The organism is Pseudomonas sp. FH1 (assembly GCF_000510895.2).
GTDB classification, from domain to species: domain Bacteria; phylum Pseudomonadota; class Gammaproteobacteria; order Pseudomonadales; family Pseudomonadaceae; genus Aquipseudomonas; species Aquipseudomonas azotoformans_A.
Map to the genome: position 1 here is coordinate 70,823 of NZ_AOHM01000112.1, position 17,827 is coordinate 88,649.

General features: G+C 60.1%; 19 protein-coding genes and 1 pseudogene. 15 read left to right on the forward strand and 5 right to left on the reverse strand.

What is annotated here, in order from left to right; all coding sequences use genetic code 11:
• Positions 1-2: 2 nt before the first annotated feature.
• On the reverse strand, positions 3-560 hold the full coding sequence (locus tag H096_RS25265; protein WP_033902064.1) for an XRE family transcriptional regulator: 558 nt from the start codon (positions 558-560) through the stop codon (positions 3-5).
• A gap of 311 nt (positions 561-871) precedes the next feature.
• On the opposite strand from H096_RS25265, the gene H096_RS25270 reads away from it, so the two are divergent.
• The 3 genes from H096_RS25270 to H096_RS25280 all read left to right on the forward strand — a co-directional run bounded on the left by H096_RS25270 (position 872) and on the right by H096_RS25280 (position 2,987).
• Positions 872-1,330, forward strand: coding sequence for a transposase (locus H096_RS25270; protein ID WP_033902065.1), 459 nt, complete (start codon positions 872-874; stop codon positions 1,328-1,330).
• Between the two features lie 77 nt (positions 1,331-1,407).
• Positions 1,408-1,716 carry an RcnB family protein gene (locus tag H096_RS25275; RefSeq protein ID WP_033902066.1) on the forward strand — a complete coding sequence of 103 codons (309 nt, stop codon included), beginning with the start codon at positions 1,408-1,410 and terminating at the stop codon, positions 1,714-1,716.
• Positions 1,717-1,793: 77 nt separating this feature from the next.
• On the forward strand, positions 1,794-2,987 hold the full coding sequence (locus tag H096_RS25280; RefSeq protein ID WP_033902068.1) for an MFS transporter: 1,194 nt from the start codon (positions 1,794-1,796) through the stop codon (positions 2,985-2,987).
• Here H096_RS25280 and H096_RS25285 read toward each other — a convergent pair.
• Both H096_RS25285 and H096_RS25290 read right to left on the reverse strand, forming a co-directional pair.
• Entirely contained in the window at positions 2,950-3,222 is a 273-nt protein-coding gene (locus tag H096_RS25285) for a DUF1652 domain-containing protein (RefSeq protein ID WP_033902071.1), read from the reverse strand. The genes H096_RS25280 and H096_RS25285 overlap by 38 nt on opposite strands.
• 109 nt (positions 3,223-3,331) lie before the next feature.
• On the reverse strand, positions 3,332-4,822 hold the full coding sequence (locus H096_RS25290) for a helix-turn-helix transcriptional regulator (protein WP_033902073.1): 1,491 nt from the start codon (positions 4,820-4,822) through the stop codon (positions 3,332-3,334).
• A gap of 175 nt (positions 4,823-4,997) precedes the next feature.
• Here H096_RS25290 and H096_RS25295 point away from each other — a divergent pair, with 175 nt between their 5' ends.
• From H096_RS25295 to H096_RS25330, 8 genes are all read left to right on the forward strand, one after another.
• Positions 4,998-5,966 (forward strand): hypothetical protein, encoded by a 969-nt coding sequence (locus tag H096_RS25295; protein ID WP_033902074.1) that lies wholly within the window; start codon positions 4,998-5,000, stop codon positions 5,964-5,966.
• 85 nt (positions 5,967-6,051) lie between these two features.
• A complete protein-coding gene (locus H096_RS25300) occupies positions 6,052-6,855 on the forward strand; it encodes an AraC family transcriptional regulator (RefSeq protein ID WP_033902075.1) in 804 nt (267 codons plus the stop codon).
• A 134-nt stretch (positions 6,856-6,989) separates the two neighbouring features.
• Complete coding sequence (locus H096_RS25305; protein WP_033902076.1) at positions 6,990-7,808, forward strand: ABC transporter ATP-binding protein; 819 nt, start codon at positions 6,990-6,992, stop codon at positions 7,806-7,808.
• Positions 7,805-8,569, forward strand: a complete 765-nt coding sequence (locus H096_RS25310) for an ABC transporter permease (RefSeq protein WP_033902077.1) — start codon at positions 7,805-7,807, stop codon at positions 8,567-8,569. Before H096_RS25305 ends, H096_RS25310 begins: the two co-directional genes overlap by 4 nt.
• 24 nt (positions 8,570-8,593) lie before the next feature.
• A complete protein-coding gene (locus H096_RS25315; protein WP_033902078.1) occupies positions 8,594-9,634 on the forward strand; it encodes an ABC transporter substrate-binding protein in 1,041 nt (346 codons plus the stop codon).
• Positions 9,631-10,515, forward strand: coding sequence for a PhzF family phenazine biosynthesis isomerase (locus H096_RS25320; RefSeq protein WP_033902079.1), 885 nt, complete (start codon positions 9,631-9,633; stop codon positions 10,513-10,515). Before H096_RS25315 ends, H096_RS25320 begins: the two co-directional genes overlap by 4 nt.
• Positions 10,512-10,973 (forward strand): RidA family protein, encoded by a 462-nt coding sequence (locus H096_RS25325; protein WP_033902080.1) that lies wholly within the window; start codon positions 10,512-10,514, stop codon positions 10,971-10,973. The genes H096_RS25320 and H096_RS25325 overlap by 4 nt, the downstream gene beginning before the upstream one ends.
• Positions 10,974-11,043: 70 nt before the next feature.
• Positions 11,044-11,664 (forward strand): lipoprotein, encoded by a 621-nt coding sequence (locus H096_RS25330; protein WP_033902081.1) that lies wholly within the window; start codon positions 11,044-11,046, stop codon positions 11,662-11,664.
• A gap of 36 nt (positions 11,665-11,700) precedes the next feature.
• Here H096_RS25330 and H096_RS25335 read toward each other — a convergent pair whose 3' ends face one another.
• A complete protein-coding gene (locus tag H096_RS25335) occupies positions 11,701-12,588 on the reverse strand; it encodes a nitrilase family protein (protein ID WP_033902082.1) in 888 nt (295 codons plus the stop codon).
• A gap of 150 nt (positions 12,589-12,738) precedes the next feature.
• Complete coding sequence (locus tag H096_RS25340; protein WP_033902083.1) at positions 12,739-12,984, reverse strand: DUF3077 domain-containing protein; 246 nt, start codon at positions 12,982-12,984, stop codon at positions 12,739-12,741.
• A 443-nt stretch (positions 12,985-13,427) separates the two neighbouring features.
• Here H096_RS25340 and H096_RS25345 point away from each other — a divergent pair.
• The 4 genes and pseudogenes from H096_RS25345 to mgtA form a co-directional block, all read left to right on the forward strand.
• Positions 13,428-13,691, forward strand: a pseudogene (locus tag H096_RS25345) (type II toxin-antitoxin system HicB family antitoxin); the annotation flags it as partial.
• A gap of 44 nt (positions 13,692-13,735) precedes the next feature.
• Positions 13,736-14,080 (forward strand): FKBP-type peptidyl-prolyl cis-trans isomerase, encoded by a 345-nt coding sequence (locus H096_RS25350; protein ID WP_033902084.1) that lies wholly within the window; start codon positions 13,736-13,738, stop codon positions 14,078-14,080.
• Between the two features lie 11 nt (positions 14,081-14,091).
• Positions 14,092-14,694: a GNAT family N-acetyltransferase gene (locus H096_RS25355; protein ID WP_033902085.1), complete on the forward strand. Its 603-nt coding sequence runs from the start codon at positions 14,092-14,094 to the stop codon at positions 14,692-14,694.
• Positions 14,695-15,115: 421 nt separating this feature from the next.
• Complete coding sequence (gene mgtA, locus H096_RS25360; protein WP_033902086.1) at positions 15,116-17,821, forward strand: magnesium-translocating P-type ATPase; 2,706 nt, start codon at positions 15,116-15,118, stop codon at positions 17,819-17,821.
• Positions 17,822-17,827 lie beyond the last annotated feature (6 nt).

Genomic DNA, 17,827 nt, shown 5'->3' on the forward strand with positions numbered 1-17,827 from the left:
TCCTAGTTGTAAACCCACAGCACGCGGGCGGGCAGGTCAGTCAGGTTGGCGTAGCGGCAATGGGCAAAGCTGGCCAAGTGGAAACTGTCGCCTGGGCGGAGGGTGACTGAATCGGCTTCACCTTCCACCCATAGCGTCAGCTCGCCTTCCAGCACAAAACCGGCCTGTTCGGCACGGTCGCTCATGGTTTGTTCACCGCTGTTGGCTCCGGGGGCCAACAGGCTGTCGAGCATTGAAAAGGCTCCGTTCATGCTCGGTGAGACGAGGATGTCGGTGATGCCATTGGCGTAATACACCGTGCGCCGCTCATTGGGGCGGGTAATCCAGTCCACGGCCTTGGGTTTGGGCTGGCTGTAGAAATAGGTGGTGGGTACATCGAGGGCGTGGCTGATAGCAGTAAGATCCGCCACGGTTGGGCGCGACAGGCCGCGCTCGACCTGGGACAGAAAACCCACGGATCGCTCGATTTCTTTAGCGAGCTGGGCCAGGGTGAGCTTCTTGTGCTTGCGCAGGTCGTGGATCAGCGCGGCGAGGGTGGCGAGTTCTTCTTGAGGTGTCATGAAATTTATTTCGATAAATTTCATGAAAAATTACAGGATTTATTTCACAGAGGCAATGGGGTATCAGCCGCGGCTGAATCCCCTGTGGCGAGGGAGCTTGCTCCCGCTGGGGCGCGAAGCGGCCCCAACTCAAACACCGCGTTCGTTCAGATAGGTCGCGCTGACGTTTTTTGGGGCTGCTGCGCAGCCCAGCGGGAGCAAGCTCCCTCGCCACAATGGGGGGGGAAATATGAGGAAATTGAACTGAGCAGAAAGATGGGCGGTGACTGCTAGCTTGAATTGATCTCTTATCCATTCACAGGAGCTGTGTGTTGCTTCAGAAGCCCAACTCTCATCTGTTGCGTCGTGGTCGCTATTCAGAAACAGGTCGTGCCTATTTGGTGACCGCTGTGGTTTACCAACGCCGGCCAGTATTTACCGACTTTTATCTGGGTCGGTTACTGGTGGCAGAACTCAAACAGGCCCATGACCTCGGCAGGGTTGAATCTCTCGCATGGGTCATCATGCCGGACCATTTCCATTGGCTGTTTGAGTTACGGGATGCATCGTTGCCCCAGGTTATGCAGAGGGTGAAATCCAGGAGTACGCTGGCGATCAATCGAGCCTGTGGCACACAGGGCGCTTTTTGGCAGAGCGGATACCATGACCGTGCAGCACGTGCCGAGGAAGACCTTATTCCCATCGCACGCTACATCATCGGTAACCCCTTGCGAGCGGGTTTGGTGGCGCGCATAGGCGACTACCCACTCTGGGACGCCGCCTGGTTATGAAGGCCACAGGTGGATTGAATGATCATGCGCGGCGGCGGTCCGAACTTGGGTAAGCATCATTCATTGAAGGAGCACCCATGAAGTCCAAATCCCTGATCGCCTCGCTGCTGGTCGCTACCAGCCTGTCCACCGCCAGCTTCATCGTGCAAGCCGGTGATACCCCTCAGGAAACCGTGCAACCTTCGAACATCAATACCCGTGACTTGAAAGAAGGCGACCGCGCGCCCGATATCTTGATGCGCAAGGAGTCGGCCGTCAGTGACTGGAAGAAACGCGGCCTCAAGCAGCCTGAAGAAGACAGCCAGTGGGCGCGGGTGGGCGATAGGTTTGTGCTGCTCAAGACAACCAACGGCACCATTCTTGAGATCACTCCCGTCAAGAAATGACCTTGTATTTCTGCCCTGTTCCTGAGTTAAGGTAGCCGGCTGAAAAGGTCGCGTTACCTTCAAGGAAAGAGAGCAGGATGCTTGCCACAATAAGAAACTACCCTCGCACCGTTAACCTGTTGCTGTCCGCCACGTTGCTGCTCACGCTGGCCAAAGCCATCACCTTTCCGTACCTGGTGATTTACCTCACCCGCCACTTTTCCCTCGATATCACCCAGGTCGGCCTGGTGATCGGCAGTTCGCTGATCGTTGGCTCGCTGCTCAGCGTGTATGGCGGTTTCCTGGTAGACCGCATCGACAGCTACCGGCTATTACTCGCCTTAAGCGTGCTGTTTGTGCTGGGTTTTATCGGCACGGTGCTGGCGCAGAACATCTGGGCGTTCTACAGCTGCCTGATCCTGATCAACCTGGCTTATGCGGTGATTGATATCGCCGTCAAAGCTGGCTTTGCCAGCCTGTTGCCCGAAGATGCACGTAGCGAAGTGTTTTCCATCAAGTACACCCTGACCAATATCGGGTATGCCGTAGGGCCTTTTTTCGGGGCGATGATTGCCAAATGGGATATCAGCCTGCCGTTTATTCTGTCGGCGCTTTTGGGGGTGGGGTTTTTCCTCCTGTACTGGCGCTGGGGCGATCGTGCCCTGACCACCGTGGATACCGCCCAAAAACCGGTGCCATTCCTGGCCGTCGGCCGAGTGCTTCTAAGCGATCATCGCCTGGTGTGCTTTACCCTCGGTGGTGTGCTCAGTGCCGTGGTGTTCGGCCAGTTCACCGCGTGGCTGTCGCAATACCTAGTGACCACCACCAGCGCTGAATACACCTACACCGTGGTCAGCGCCGTGCTGACCACCAACGCGGTGCTGGTGATTGCCTTGCAGTACGTGATCGGCCGGCGCATTTCGCACCGCTACCTGGGCCAGTGGCTGATCGCGGGGCTGGGCATGTTCATGCTGGGCATCGTCGGGTTCGCGCTGTCCACCAGTGTGTTGTGGTGGGTGCTGGCGATGGCGGTGTTCACGGTGGGGGAGATCATCGTGTTTCCGGCCGAGTACATGTTTATCGACCGGATCGCCCCGGACCACCTGCGCGGCATGTACTACGGGGCACAGAACCTGTCCAACCTGGGCGCCGCGTTGGGGCCGGTGTTGTGTGGGCTGGTATTGGCCAGCCTGCCGGCCCACTACATGTTCTACATGCTGGGGGCGTTCATCGTGGGGGGCGGGGTGTTCTACTTCATTGGGGCGTCGTTGAAGGCAAGTCATCCAGCGTGAGCTTGCCCATGGTGTTGCTCTGCAGTTCGTAGCGCAATTCTTCCACCATCTTTTCGACTTCTTGCGGGGTCTGCAGGCGGTTAGTGCTGATCCCGGTCACCACCAGATCCACACGGCCGGTTTGCGCGTCGTAGACCTTGAGGGTCAGGGACGCGTCCCGGCACAGGGTAAATTCACATGTCAGCGGCGACAGGCCTTCTTCGATGCAATTTCGCAGTTGAGAGAGGGTAAACATGCGGGTTCCTTCAGGACAAAATGTTCGACCCCTGAAGGGTATGGCTTGCTCCTCGCTGCAATAAGGCGAATTCGCACTAGGCGCACTAGTGCATTTGCACTTTTACGACCTACTTTTTAAGGCGCAATTCCCCGGCAAACAGCCCGCGTTCACGGGCCCAAACGATCGCTGCACTGCGGCTGTGCACCGCCAATTTCGAGTACACCGTGGCCACATGGTTACGCACGGTATTGGGCGCCAGTTTCAGGCGTGACGCGATCTCTTTGTCGGCCAGGCCTTCACAGATCAAGCCCAGCACATCGCGTTCACGGGCCGTGAGGTCGGTAAAGGCGATGTTCGGCTGGTTGGGGCTGTTGACGCTCTTGGCGTTGGCAAGTTTTTCGATCAGTGTCTGGCTGAACCAGGACGCGTCCTGCATCACTTCCTCGATGGCCGCCACCAACTCCAGCTCGGAGCGTTTGCGTTCGGTGATGTTCATCATCACCAGCAGGTAACACGGCACGTCCTCAATGATCACGGTGTCGGCGGACACCACGCAGTCGATCACCTCGTTGCCTTTCTTGCGCACCTTGAGGTCCTGGCCGTCGAGGTTGCCGGCTTTTTCCAGGGAGGCAAACAACTGCGCACCCGCCTGGGGGCTGTCGATAAAGTCGATGTCCTCGATGGACTTGCCGATCAACTCCTCACTGGTGTACCCCGTGATGCTCATGAAGGCTTCGTTGATATCCACCACCTGGCGGTTGCTGGCGCTGCACACCAGGGTCGGCACGGGCGTGAGACGGAAGGATTTGGCGAAGCGCTCCTCACTCTGGCGCAGGGCGATTTCTGCCTTGCGTCGCGGCTCCAGGTCCATGAACGAAAACAGCATGCAATCCTCTTCGTTCATGTCCAAGGGTTGGCCGGCAACGATCACCAGTTTGCTGCCTCCCTCAGGCAGGCGCAGTTCGGCCTGCATCTGCGGGATGGTCGCGCCTTCACCCAGGCGCTGGATGGCCAGGTCCTTGCGCTCGGCCTGTTCCAGCACGTCCAGCTCATACACGGATTTACCGATGACCTGGTCGCGGTTGTAACCGGTCATCTCCAGGAAACCCTGATTGACCTTGATGTAGCGCAAGTCACTCAGGCGACAGATCACCGCCGGCGCCGGGTTGGCGTTGAAGGTTTTTTCGAAGCGCTGTTCGGCGCTGGCCCATTCGGTGGCGTCGCTGAGGATCAGTACCAGCAACTCAGGTTCACCCTTGGCGTCAGTAATCACTAGGCTGCGCAGGCGATGGACCCAGGTTTTCTCTTCATCGGCGGTGGGCGTGACTTCCACCACCACGTCGCTGAATTCATCGCCCGCGGCGGCTCGGGCCAGGGGGTAGTTTTCCAGCTGCACGGGGTGGTTGTTGCGGTAGCGCAAGGCGAAACGCTTGGCATATTCCTGGCCATCGGCGCCTAGCCCCATCACGTCGCCCACGCCATGCATGGTGAGGGCCGCTTCGTTGGCCCAGAGAATGGTTTGATCGATCTCGGCCAGAATCACACCGTCGGACAGCCCGGAGATGATCTGCTGCAGTTGGCGACGGTTGGTTTCTTTGGCTAGAACGTCCTGGGTCATAGGTTCTCCGGGGTTTTGGGCGCATGTGAAGTACGACACCCGCACATCAGGATAGTGCAGAGGCAATCCGCGATACGGGGTGCGAATGCACCAGATGGCCTGGTGCATTTGAGCGGGGACGGCAAGCAGCCGTCTCGCCAGACTGAAACGGTCAATCACTGTCAAAGGATCGAACATGACCACTGTCTATGAAACCAACCGTTCGCTGTTTCGCGTGTCCTGGAGTTCCGTGCTGGCCGGTAGTGCAATTGCCCTGGTGACCTACCTGGTGCTGAGTGTGCTGGGAACGGCCATCGGTGCCAGCGCTGTCGACCCGATGCAGGCCGGCAACCCGCTCAGCGGTTTCGGCACAGGCGCCGGGATCTGGCTGTTTGTCTCGACGTTGGTGGCAATCGGCGTGGGGGCCTTTGTGGCGGGGCGGACCGCGCCGGATCGTGGGGGCCTGCACGGCGTACTCACCTGGACCCTGACTACCTTGCTCACCACCTGGCTGTTGGCAGGGTTGGCTGCCAGTGTTGTCGGCACAGCCGGGAATGTGGTGGGCAAGGGCCTGTCGGCTGCTGGTAGCGGCATCGCGGCGGCAGCGCCGGGTATTGGCGACAGCGTCAAGCAGCAACTGAACGAGCAGGGCATCCAGCTGGATTGGAACAGCCTGCAAGGCGAGCTCGACACCTTGCTCAAGCAAAGCGGCAAGCCTGAGCTGGACCCGGCCAACGTCGAACAGAAAACCGATCAGGCCGCCGCCGATGGCAAACAGACCGCCACCGACGCGGCGACAAATCCGGCCCAGGCGGGCGATCAGTTGAAGCAGTGGTTCGAACGCGTCAAGGCGTCCGGTGAGCCTGCGTTGAATGCTGCGGATAAAGACGCGCTGGTCAACATCGTTGCTGCGCGTACGGGCAAGAGCAAAGAAGAAGCCACGCAGATCGTCGACAACTATGCCCAGGCTTACCAACAAGCCATGCAAAAGGTCGATGAACTGAAGCAGCAGGCCGAGCAGAAAGCCCGTGAAGCCGGCGAAGTGGCCGCCAAACAGCTCTCCCGCGCGGCGTGGGGCACCTTGGCGATGTTGCTGCTGGGCGCAGCGTTGAGCTTCCTGGTGGGGCGCATGGCCCTGACCACGCGTCGAGTGCCGTTGGCTTAACGGGGTTTGCAGCAAGGACGCTGCTTTTCGCTGGCACCAAACATGCTAGTGTCAGCACTCCAACACCCACCGGCAGTGCCTGGCGATGCGTGATATCTACAGCGTCTTCAACTCCAATGGCGCCTATGAAACCGGGGCCCATGCCCATGACGAGTTCATGCTGATGGTGCCCGAGCACGGCTTGCTGCGCTTCAAGGACGAAGACAGCGGGCGCACCACGTCGGTAATCGAACGCCAGTTCGTGCTGGTGCCGCCGCAGTGCAGCCATTCCTCATCGTCACTCACGGCCAGCCAGGGCCACCTGGCGTTCTATGTCGACCCCGACTACATGCGCTACGCCCTGCGTGACCTGTCCGGCGATGCCAACCGCTTGCTGCGCGTGCCCACCCTGGGCATCTGGCAAACCTCGGCGCCGCTGCACCATTTGCTGCTGGCGAAAAAGGCCTTCAGCCAACCCGACCCCTATGTCGATCGCCGTCGCCAACTGGCCCAGGCCGATCACTTGCTGCTGCTCGAATGCCTGGCGGTTTCCCTCAGCCAGCCGAGCCTGCAGCGCTCTTCCACCGAGCGCCACGGCGCCATGCTGGTGCGCGACGTGAAGGCTTATGTGGAAGGCAACCTTGAGCACGCGCCGGGGCTGGATGAGATTGCGGCGGTGTTCCATATGTCGCGTCGGCACCTGACCCGGCTGTTTGCGCTGCACACCGGCGAGACGGTGCTGGCTTACGTGCAACGGCTGCGCCTTGAACGGGCACAGACCCTGTTGCGGCACACGCGCATGTCGGTGCTGGAGATTGCCAATAACGTCGGTTATGAGTCGCCGTCGCACCTGGCCCATGTGTTTCGGCGGGTGCTGGGCGTGTCGCCGGATGAGTGGCGGCGCGGTTAACCTCAGACCTCCTATTCCCCTTGTCCCAATCCCGCGCATGATCCGGCCCGATCCCGTGCGCCACAAATCTGTCATCCGTTCATCCTCTGCTCACCAACAACAAACAAGTCCGGCGTACCGGACGAGGAGGGGCGGTGAGCGCAAAACCCTTTATCCGTTTTTCAGGCGTGCAAAAAAGCTTCAAAGTCGAGGGCCGCCAGTTTGTGGCCGTACGCAATGTGTCGCTGGAGGTCCAGCGCGGCGAAATCATCACCCTGGTCGGCCCTTCGGGCTGTGGCAAGTCCACCTTGCTCAACATGACGGCCGGGCTGTTCGGCCCTACCGAGGGCGTGGTGCATTACGACGGTGCCGAGGTCAACGGCGTCAACACCCGGGTCGGCTACATGACCCAGGCCGATCACCTGCTGCCTTGGCGCACGGTGGCGGGCAACATCGCGGTGCCGCTGCAGATACGCCGCGTGCCCAAGGCCGAGATCGAGGCGCGGGTTGAGGAACTGATGGCGCTGGTCGGCCTCACCGGTTTCGGCGAGAGCTACCCCAACCAACTTTCCGGCGGCATGCGCAAACGCGCGGCCATGGCGCGCTTGATGGCCAGTGACCCGGAAACCCTGCTGATGGACGAACCCTTCGGCGCCCTCGACGCGCAGATGCGCCTGACCTTGCAGACCGAACTGCTGCGCCTGTGCCGCAAACTCAACAAGACCGTGCTGTTCGTCACCCATGACGTCGACGAGGCCATCGCCCTGGCCGACCGCTGCGTGGTGTTCGCTGGCCGCCCCGGCACCATCGACCATGTGCTCGACATCCCGCTGACCGGTGAACGCAACCTGGTGCAACTGCGCTCCGATCCACGCTACCTGGAACTCTGCGCCGAACTGTGGAAACGCCTGGCGCCCGACGTTGCCGGCGCCGCAGACCCTTCTTCATTGGCTCACTCGCTGGAGGTCGTATGATCCAGGTTTATCGCTTGCTGTTCCTGGTGTTCCTGATGCTGTTGTGGGAAGGCGTGTCGCGCTGGTTTGGCGTGGAATTCTTCATCAGCCGCCCTTCGGCCGTGGCCCAGAGCCTGTGGAAAATCCTGCTCAATGGCGTGTTTTTCTACCATGTCGGCATCACCACCCTGGAGGCGGTGCTGGGCTTTTTCTTCGGCTCCCTCGCGGGTTTGATCGCAGGCCTTGTATTGGGCCGTGCCAAGTTGTTGGCTGACATCCTCGATCCGTTTTTGACCGCGTTCTACAGCCTGCCGAAAGTGGCGCTGGCGCCGCTGTTCATCCTCTGGTTCGGTATCGGTCTGCCGATGAAAGTCATCCTCACCGCCGCGGTGGTGTTCTTCCTGGTGTTCCTCAACACCTACAGCGGCGTGCGCAATGTGTCCCGCGAGCAACTGACCATCCTGCGCCTGATGGGCGCCAAGGAGCGTGACCTGTTGACCATGGTGGTGATCCCCTCGGCCTTCACCTGGGTGTTCACCGGCCTGCGCTTGTCGGTGCCCTATGCGCTGATCGGCGCGCTGGTGGGCGAAATCATCGCGGCCAACCGTGGCCTGGGCTATCTGCTGTCGGATGCGGCCTCGCAGTTCGACACCGCCGGCGTGTTTGCCGCACTGGTGGGGATCATTGCCCTGGCGCTGATCCTGAACACGGCGGTGAAGCTGGCTGAAAGCAAGCTGATGCCGTGGAAAGCCAATGAAGCAGAACGTGAAGTCGCGGTTTAACCCCCTCTGGTTTGGAGCTTGATCATGCTTAAGCGTCTTGTGATTACCGGTCTGTTGTGCGCTGCCTTCCTGCCCGCCGCCCAGGCCCAAGACCTCACCAAAGTCACCCTGGCGTTCCCCAGCGAAGGCTTCCTGTATGTGCCGATCTACGTCGCGCAGAAGCAGGGCTACTTCGCCGAAGAAGGCCTGAATGTTGAAGTGATCGTGTTTCAAAAGGGCGGCTCGGCGGCGTTGACGGCCGTGCTCGGCCGCGATGCCGATGCCTACGTCGGCCTGCCTGCAGTGGCAGTGCGCGCGCGGTCCAAGGGCCAGAACGTGCAGGCGTTTGCCGCCGTGCAGACCCAATTCGGCAGCACCGTGGTGATCGATGGCGAGTCGGCGCGCAAGGCTGGGGTGTCGGCTTCGTCGCCCATTTCGGCACGTGCCCAAGCCCTCAAAGGCTTGAAGATCGGCGTGACCGGCCCCGGCAGCACCACCGATATGCTGGTGCGCTACCTGGCCAAGGACGCCGGCCTGAACCCGGACAAGGACTTCACCATCATGCCCATCGGCGGCGCGCCGAACATGCTGGCGGCGTTTTCCCAGGGCAGCATCAATGGCTTCTCGCTGTCGCCACCCACCGTCACCACTGCGGCGCAGCAGGGCGGGTTTGTGCTGATGGACCTGGCCAAGGGCGAATACAAACCCTTGGACGGCTTCCTGTTCACCGCGATGATCGCCCGCGAGGACTGGTTGAGCAGCAACAAGGCCACCGCCGAGAAACTGGTGCGCGCTATCTGGAAAGCCGAACACTTGATCGCCAGCGAGCCGGACAAGGCCCGCGAGTCGGTGCGCCCGTACTTCGCCCACACTGATGCGGCGATCTTCGATGCCGCCTGGACCGCCTCGTTGCCGTCCTACCCGGCCACGCCACGGATCGAAAAAGACGGCGTCGAGAAGAACATCAGCTTCATGAACGCCGTCGAGAATGATCCGGTGACGCTCGACCCGCAGCAGGTCTACACCAACACCATCGTCGACGCCGTGGCGCCGACTGTTTCCACCCTCAAGGGAGAGGCGAAATGACGCCCGAGGTTCATCTGGTCAATGTATTTCCCGCCACCGCGCGTGGCGGCAACCCGGCGCCCACCGTGGCGCTGGCCGACGGCATGAGTGATGCCGATATGCAGCAAGTCGCCCGGGACTACGGGCATGAGTGCGGCTTTGTGTTTGCCGCACCAGCCGGCAGCGATTTCGATTTTGCCCTGCGTTTCTGGGTGCCCAACCATGAGATGGAAATGTGCGGCCATGCCACCGTCGGCGCCATTTGGCTGCTTGATCAATTGGGCATGCTGCACAAGGAGCGCCTGGCGTTGTGGACGTTGAGCGGGCGGGTTGATGCCCAGATCGCCAATGCGGGCACTGCGCAGATCCAAGTGGAAATCAGCCAGCCCAAGGGGCACGTTGAAACCTTGAGCGATCCGCAGGTTGAGGCCGAGATTCTATCGGTGCTGGGCATTACCTCCAACGAACTGGCGCCGTTGCCGATCCAGAACGCCCGCACCAGCCGCGTCAAAACGCTGGTTGCGCTCAAAAGCGTGGCGGTGCTGGACAGCCTCAAGCCGGACTTCCGCCGCATGGAGCAACTGTGTGAGCGCATCGGCTCTACCGGGTTGTATCCCTACGCGCCGTCGGACCTTGAAGGCCGCCAGTTTGATGCGCGGCAGTTCCCCAAGTCTTCGGGTTACCCGGAAGACGCTGCCACCGGTATCGCGGCGGCAGCATTGTCTTTTGGCCTGCTGGAAAACGGCTTGGTGACCGATGATGATCGTCCGGTGTACATCCGCCAGGGTCGCGCAATGGGCCGGCCTTCGCAGATTTCGCTGCGCTTTCGTCACGATGCGGCAGGGCAGGTGCAGGGGTGCTGGTTGGGTGGGCATGTGGAATTTGTCGAGGAGCCCGCATGAGTATTCGCGAACGTATCGTCGCCTTGGGCTTGCAACTGCCCGAGGCGCCAGGCCCCAAGGGTGACTATGTGCCGGTGACGATTCATGCGGGTGTGGCCTATGTGAGTGGGCAAGTGTGCCGACTGGGCGATGGCGTGATCAGCGGGCCGGTGACGGACCAGACCTCGCCCGCGCGGGTGACACAAGCTGGTCAAACCTGTGCGCTGCGTGCCTTGAGCGTGCTGGATCAGGCGGTGGGGTTGGAGAACGTCGAGCGCATTTTGTTTGTGCGTGGCTTTGTGTATGGCGGCGAGGGTTTCCAGAGCTATTCCAAAGTGGTCGACGGCGCTTCCCAGGTGCTGATTGATGTGTTCGGTGAGCAGGGCCGGCATGCGCGGTCGGCGGTGGGCGTGGCGGGGTTGCCCAGCGGCGGCATGCTGGAATTGGAAGTCACCGCCGTTATCAAAACGACTGGATGACAGATCGGCACTCACCTCAATGAGCGCGTAAAATGCCGGTCTTTTTACGCGTATCTCGCAAAGGTGCCCCTTGAGCGCAGGCAAAGCCGTCGGACTGTTACTACTCACTTCCCTGTTGGCGGCGTGCGGCACCTCGCCGCCACGCACGCCCAATGACCTCTGCGGCATCTTCCGCGAAAAGGACGACTGGTACGACGCCGCCAAAGTCACGCAAAAACGCTGGGGGGTGCCGATCCAGGTGCCGTTCGCCATCATGTATCAGGAGTCCGGCTTCCACCAGGACGCCCTGGCCCCGCGCAAATACCTGCTGTGGATCATCCCCTGGGGCCGCGTCTCCACTGCCGCCGGCTACGCCCAGGCCAAGGACGAAGTGTGGAACGACTACCGCAAGAGCACCGGCCGCAGCGGCGCCAGCCGCCAGGACTTCGACGACGCCATCGACTTTGTCGGCTGGTACATGGACAAGACCTACACCGTCAACGGCGTCTACAAATACGACGCCTACGGCCAATACCTGAACTACCACGAAGGCTGGGGCGGCTACCGCCAACGTACCTACGCCGCCAAGGCCTGGCTGCCACCGGTGGCGAGCAAGGTGCAGGCGCGTTCACAGCTGTATGCGGCGCAGTATGCGCGGTGTAAGGATGATTTGGGGCGGGGGTTTTGGAGTCGGTTTTGGCGGTGGCTATAAAGACCACAGTGGTAGTGTTGGATGTGTCTCCTTCTCTCAGCGTGGGAGTGCCGGGTGCTGGGTGTAGCCAAGCATCGGATCATAGATATCAGCGCGCCGATCCCTTTGCAGGTCATTGAGATTGTTCCAGATCGGTGCGCTGCGCGCGCTGCTGAGGTCGATATCGGCAAACAGAATCTCCTGGCAGTCCGCCGACGCCACCTTGCCGATGGGCCAACCATTGGTCCCGGCAATCAACGAGCACCCGAGATAACAGGCATCACGCTCTTCACCAATTCGACTGGCTGCTGCGATAAACACGTTATTGACGTGCGCTGCGGTCATCGTCAGATAAGACGCCATGCACTTGCCGGCCTCATCAAATAACGGGGGAGGGGTCCATACCCAGTTGTTCAGGCTACAAATGATATCGGCGCCTTGCTGGCTGAGAATGCGCGGTACCTCGGGAAACCAGATGTCCCAGCAGATCAGCATGCCGATACGTCCAATGGGAGTATCAAAGACAGGGAAACCTGTGTTCCCAGGGGTGAACCATAGTTTTTCCAGGTTCCAGAGGTGTGCTTTGCGGTACTTGCCGATAAAGCCGTCCGGGCCTATCAGGACGCTGGTGTTGAACAATTGCATGCCGTCTAGTTCGCTAACGCCCGCAGCCAGATACACACGATGCCGGGAAGCAAATTCGATCCAAACCTGCACGCTTCTTCCGTTCGGAACAATTTCGGCATGGTCAAAGGCATCTTGGCGATTGGCGAAGAAGTAACCGCAATTTGAAAGTTCCGGAAGCACGATCAGTTTGGCGCCACCGTTGGCCGCTTCAGTTGCGAGCGCAAGGCTGTGCTGCAGGTTAGTGGTGCGGTGCTGCGTTCCTACCTGGGGATCAAACTGCACGACAGAAACGCGGACAGGGCTGATAGCTGGGTTCATTGCAGAGGACTCTTATGGGGACTGCTCTACATAAGAGGTGATAGGGCGGCAATGCGTAAATCAGGTGCTTCCGTTTAGGTTGTCAGTTGGCGCCTGCCAATCGGAAGCGCTTAGTCGCGGCAAGAAGCAAGGCTTCTTGCCGCGACTCATTCAAATCGGCTGCATACACTCCAGCGACCGATCCACCATCACACTGGCCATGTCCACCAGGTGCATGACCGACAGCACCAACGTGCGTGAAGTCCCTTCCAGTTGATCCCCGGCCATTTGCGCCGCAACGGCGGCACAACGCAACACGCTGCTGGCGTGGGCCAGGGCGTCTTCGAAGCTGAGGTCTGGGGTGGTGGTGAAGAATTGCAGTTCTGAAGCGGGTGGCGCGGGGACAGGTTTGTCCATGGGTTCAACTCCTAATCTAAGTTGGAATGTCACCACCATCGCTACCAAACGACTTTTAGGGTGGTGACCGTACGCAGATTGGTAGACCGGTGATTAGGACCCGGTGCACCCGAAGGTGCCCTGCGCACGGCCACCATAACGCAGGGCCGAAAAAAAGCGCCTTGCAGAAGGGGGCGCTTAGCGCCTAATCACTCGTGGTCTACCAAACCCCGAATCACTGAATTGGCAGTGACCGACGAAGACTAGCCACGTGATTTGAGCGGCGCAAGCGGTTGGGATTCTCTCGGAAACGTCCTGCGAGATAAAGGGAAATGTCACTGCTTTTTTCATGCTCGCACACCCGCACTCTGAGTGGAGGTGATCAGCAAGCTGGTAAAAAATCAGTAAGCCTCAAATAATGATTCGGCTGAATGGCCCTCAAGGGTTTATCCAGAGGAGGAAAAATGAAGTTTCCTGTGGTAGTACACAAAGACGCGGACTCGGACTACGGCGTGACCATTCCTGACGTGCCGGGGTGTTTATCTGCGGGAAGGTCTTTTTCCGAAGCACTGCATAATGTCCGCGAGGCCTTGGCGTTGCACCTTGAAGGGGTGATTGCCGATCAAGAACAACTTCCGCAAGTGTTAGCGATTGATGTCCACCTGAATAATCCTGATTTTTTCGGTGGATTCTGGGCGATTGTCGACTTGGATTTAATGCCCTATCTGCGAAACACAACTCAAGCAAACATTATCTATCCAACGGATTCCCCATGAACCCCGAAGAACTCCAAATCACCGACATCCGCCCCGGCACCGGCAAAGCCGTGGTCAAAGGCGCGCTGATCACCACCCAATACACCGGCACCCTGGAAGATGGCACGGTGTTCGATTCCTCCTGGGAGCGCGGCAAGCCGTTCCAGTGTGTGATCGGCACCGGGCGTGTGATCAAGGGCTGGGACCAGGGCTTGATGGGCATGCAGGTGGGCGGTGTGCGCACCCTGTTCGTGCCGGCGCATCTGGCCTATGGCGAGCGGTCGATGGGCGCGCATATCAAGCCCAACAGCAATCTGCGTTTTGAGATTGAGTTGCTGGAAGTGCTGACGCGGGACGATTGAGGGCGGTGGACATGGAAGTTGATTCACACGGGTTGCCGGCGTGTTCCGTCGTGGGCATTCAGGTCGTTGAGCTGGGTGATCGCGATGAGGTCGAGTTGCAGCGGTTTTTTGAGCGGGCGCCGGACTACTTCATAGCGGTCAACGGCGAACCGGCCACTGCGACCGAAGCGCATGAGGAATTGCAGGGGCAGTTGCCCGCAGGGTGGGCGTGCAGTCGGATGTATTGGCTGGGTTACCGCGATCTGGAAAACCAACTGGTGTCGGTGGTGAACATTGCGGCGGACTTGCTGGCTGTTGGTGTTTGGCACATCGGGCTGTTGCTGGTGGATGCACGCTTGCATGGCACTGGGTTGGCGCAGCGGCTGCACGCGGATCTTGAGGCTTGGGCTGCGGGCAGCGGCGCTCAATGGTTGCGTTTGACGGTAGTCATCGGCAATGCCAAGGCCGAACGTTTCTGGCCAAAACTTGGCTATGTGCAGGTACGCACCCGCGAAGGGATCACGATGGGGCGTCAGGTGAACAGCGTATCGATTCAGGTCAAGGCCCTGGCAGGTGGGCAGGTGGGTGATTACATGACGCTGGTGCCGCGAGATCAAGTGGATGCACCTTCCTGAACCCACCCTGAAGAATCCTCTTATTCCCCATACGTAAACTTTCCTACGGTTTACTCTCTGATCATCGGGGCGTAAGCTTCGCGCGTTTTCATCAATAGCGGAGACCCTCAGTGGGTACTTGTTCGAGTGACAGTAGTCGGCCGGTTTCGGTAACCGGCACAGGCTTGGCAAGGTAACGCGCATTTTTCCGATGCCGTTGTCTCGCCACTAAAAGCGAGAAGCGGCATCCCGGCAGTGGCCAGTCCTGGCGCCTGCCCGAATCCCTCTCATCGACGCTGACCAGCTCCCGGCTCACCTCGGGATGCTACGGACGCGCCTGTCTTTTACGACAGGCGGGCCTAGCTGGCTGTGCCTATAAAACGGGCGCGGTACAGACGGCGGTACCTGCACGACGGTTTTTTCCTCGCGCAGGAGTAACACCATGAACCTGACTCTGTTGAAAGAGTTCTTTGCCGGCTTCCTGCGGACCCGGCACATCGCCCGGCATTTCCGTCGCCTGGCGATGCTCGAAACCGTGACCGACGCCAGCGTCAGCCGCGAAGTGCCGCCGACCCTGGCGCAAACCCTGGTGGTCTCGGCCAACAGCAGTGCCGTGCAATTGCTCGGCACCCTGGGCAGCCATTCCGAGGGTTTGACCACTCAGGAAGCCGACGCTCTGCGCGTGCAATACGGGCTCAACGAAGTCGAGCATGAGCAGCCGCTACCGTGGTGGGTGCACCTGTGGCACTGCTACAAAAACCCGTTCAACCTGTTGCTGACGTTGCTGGCGGTGATCTCCTGGCTGACCGAGGACATGAAGGCCGCCACGGTGATTTTCTCCATGGTGGTGCTGTCGACGCTGTTGCGTTTCTGGCAGGAGGCCAAGTCCAACAAGGCCGCCGATGCGCTGAAAGCCATGGTGAGCAACACCGCCACGGTACTGCGCCGCGATGAAGCCAAGCGCATCGAACTGCCGATCAAACAGTTGGTGCCGGGCGACCTGATCGTGCTGTCCGCTGGGGATATGATCCCCGCCGATTGCCGCGTACTCAGCGCCAAGGACCTGTTCGTCAGCCAGGCGGCGATGACCGGTGAATCGATGCCGGTGGAGAAGTTCGCCCAGCAGCAGGACGCCAAGACCCGCAACCCGCTGGACCTGGAGAACATCCTGTTCATGGGTACCAACGTGGTGTCCGGCGCGGCGACGGCGGTGATCCTGACCACCGGCAACAGCACCTATTTCGGCGCCCTGGCCCAGCGCGTGACCGCGACGGACCGCGCCACTACCTCGTTCCAGCATGGCGTCAACAAGGTCAGCTGGTTGCTGATCCGCTTCATGTTCGTGATGGCGCCGCTGGTGCTGTTCATCAACGGTTTCACCAAGGGCGACTGGACCGAAGCACTGTTGTTCGCGCTGTCGATTGCCGTGGGCCTGACCCCGGAAATGCTGCCGATGATCGTCACCTCCACCCTGGCCAAGGGCGCGGTGTTTCTGTCGCGCAAGAAAGTCATCGTCAAGCGCCTGGACGCGATCCAGAACTTCGGCGCCATGGACGTGCTGTGCACCGACAAGACCGGCACCCTGACCCAGGACAAAATCTTCCTGGCACGTCATGTGGACGTGTGGGGCGCAGAGTCCGATGACGTACTGGAAATGGCCTACCTCAACAGCTACTACCAAACCGGCCTGAAAAACCTGCTGGATGTGGCGGTGCTGGAACATGTGGAAGTGCACCGCGAGCTGAAAGTCGGCACGGCGTTCCAGAAGGTCGATGAAATTCCGTTCGACTTCAACCGCCGCCGCATGTCCGTGGTGGTCGCTGAGCAAGGCCAGCCGCACCTGTTGATCTGCAAGGGCGCTGTGGAAGAGATTCTGTCGGTGTGCAACAACGTGCGCCATGGCGACGTCAACGAAGCGCTGACCGACGACCTGCTGGCGCGTATCCGCCAGGTCACCGCCGCGTTCAACGAAGAAGGCCTGCGCGTGGTCGCCGTGGCCGCGCAGCCGATGGCGCCGGGGCGCGATACCTACAGTCTGGCGGATGAGAACAACCTCAGGCTGATCGGTTATGTCGCGTTCCTCGACCCACCCAAGGAAAGTACTGCACCTGCGCTCAAGGCCCTCAAAGCCCATGGCGTGGCAGTGAAAGTGCTGACCGGCGACAACGAACTGGTCACGGCCAAGATCTGCCGCGAAGTGGGCCTGGAGCAACAGGGCCTGCTGATGGGCAACGACATCGAGGCCATGACCGATGCCGAATTGGCGAAGGCCGTGGAAACCACCAATGTGTTCGCCAAGCTCACCCCGAGCCACAAGGAACGCATCGTGCGCTTGCTCAAGGCCAACGGGCATGTGGTCGGCTTCATGGGCGATGGCATCAACGACGCGCCAGCATTGCGTACAGCTGATATCGGCATTTCGGTGGACAGCGCTGTGGATATCGCCAAGGAAGCCGCCGACATCATCCTGCTGGAAAAGAGCCTGATGATCCTGGAGGAGGGCGTGCTGGAAGGCCGGCGCACCTTCGCCAACATGCTCAAGTACATCAAGATGACCGCCAGTTCCAACTTCGGCAACGTGTTCTCGGTGCTGGTGGCCAGTGCGTTCATCCCGTTCCTGCCGATGCTGCCGATGCATTTGCTGGTGCAGAACCTGCTGTATGACATTTCGCAGATTGCGATTCCGTTCGATAACGTCGACGACGAGATGCTGAGCAAACCGCAACGCTGGCAACCGGGAGATGTCGGCCGTTTCATGCTGTTTTTCGGGCCGATCAGTTCGATCTTTGACATCACCACGTTCGCACTCATGTGGTATGTCTTCGATGCCAATACGCCTGACCACCAGACCTTGTTCCAGTCCGGCTGGTTCGTGGTCGGGCTGCTGACCCAGACGCTGATCGTGCACATGATCCGCACCCCGAAAATCCCGTTCCTGCAAAGCCGTGCGGCGATGCCGTTGATGGTGATGACCGGCGTGATCATGGCCGTGGGGATTTTCCTGCCGATGGGGCCACTGGCGCACTACTTCAAGTTGCAGGCGCTGCCGTCGCTGTACTTCGTGTTCCTGCCGGTGATCCTGCTGGCGTACATGGCACTGACCCAGGCGGTGAAGGGCTACTACATCCGTAAGTTTGGCTGGCAATGAACAGGG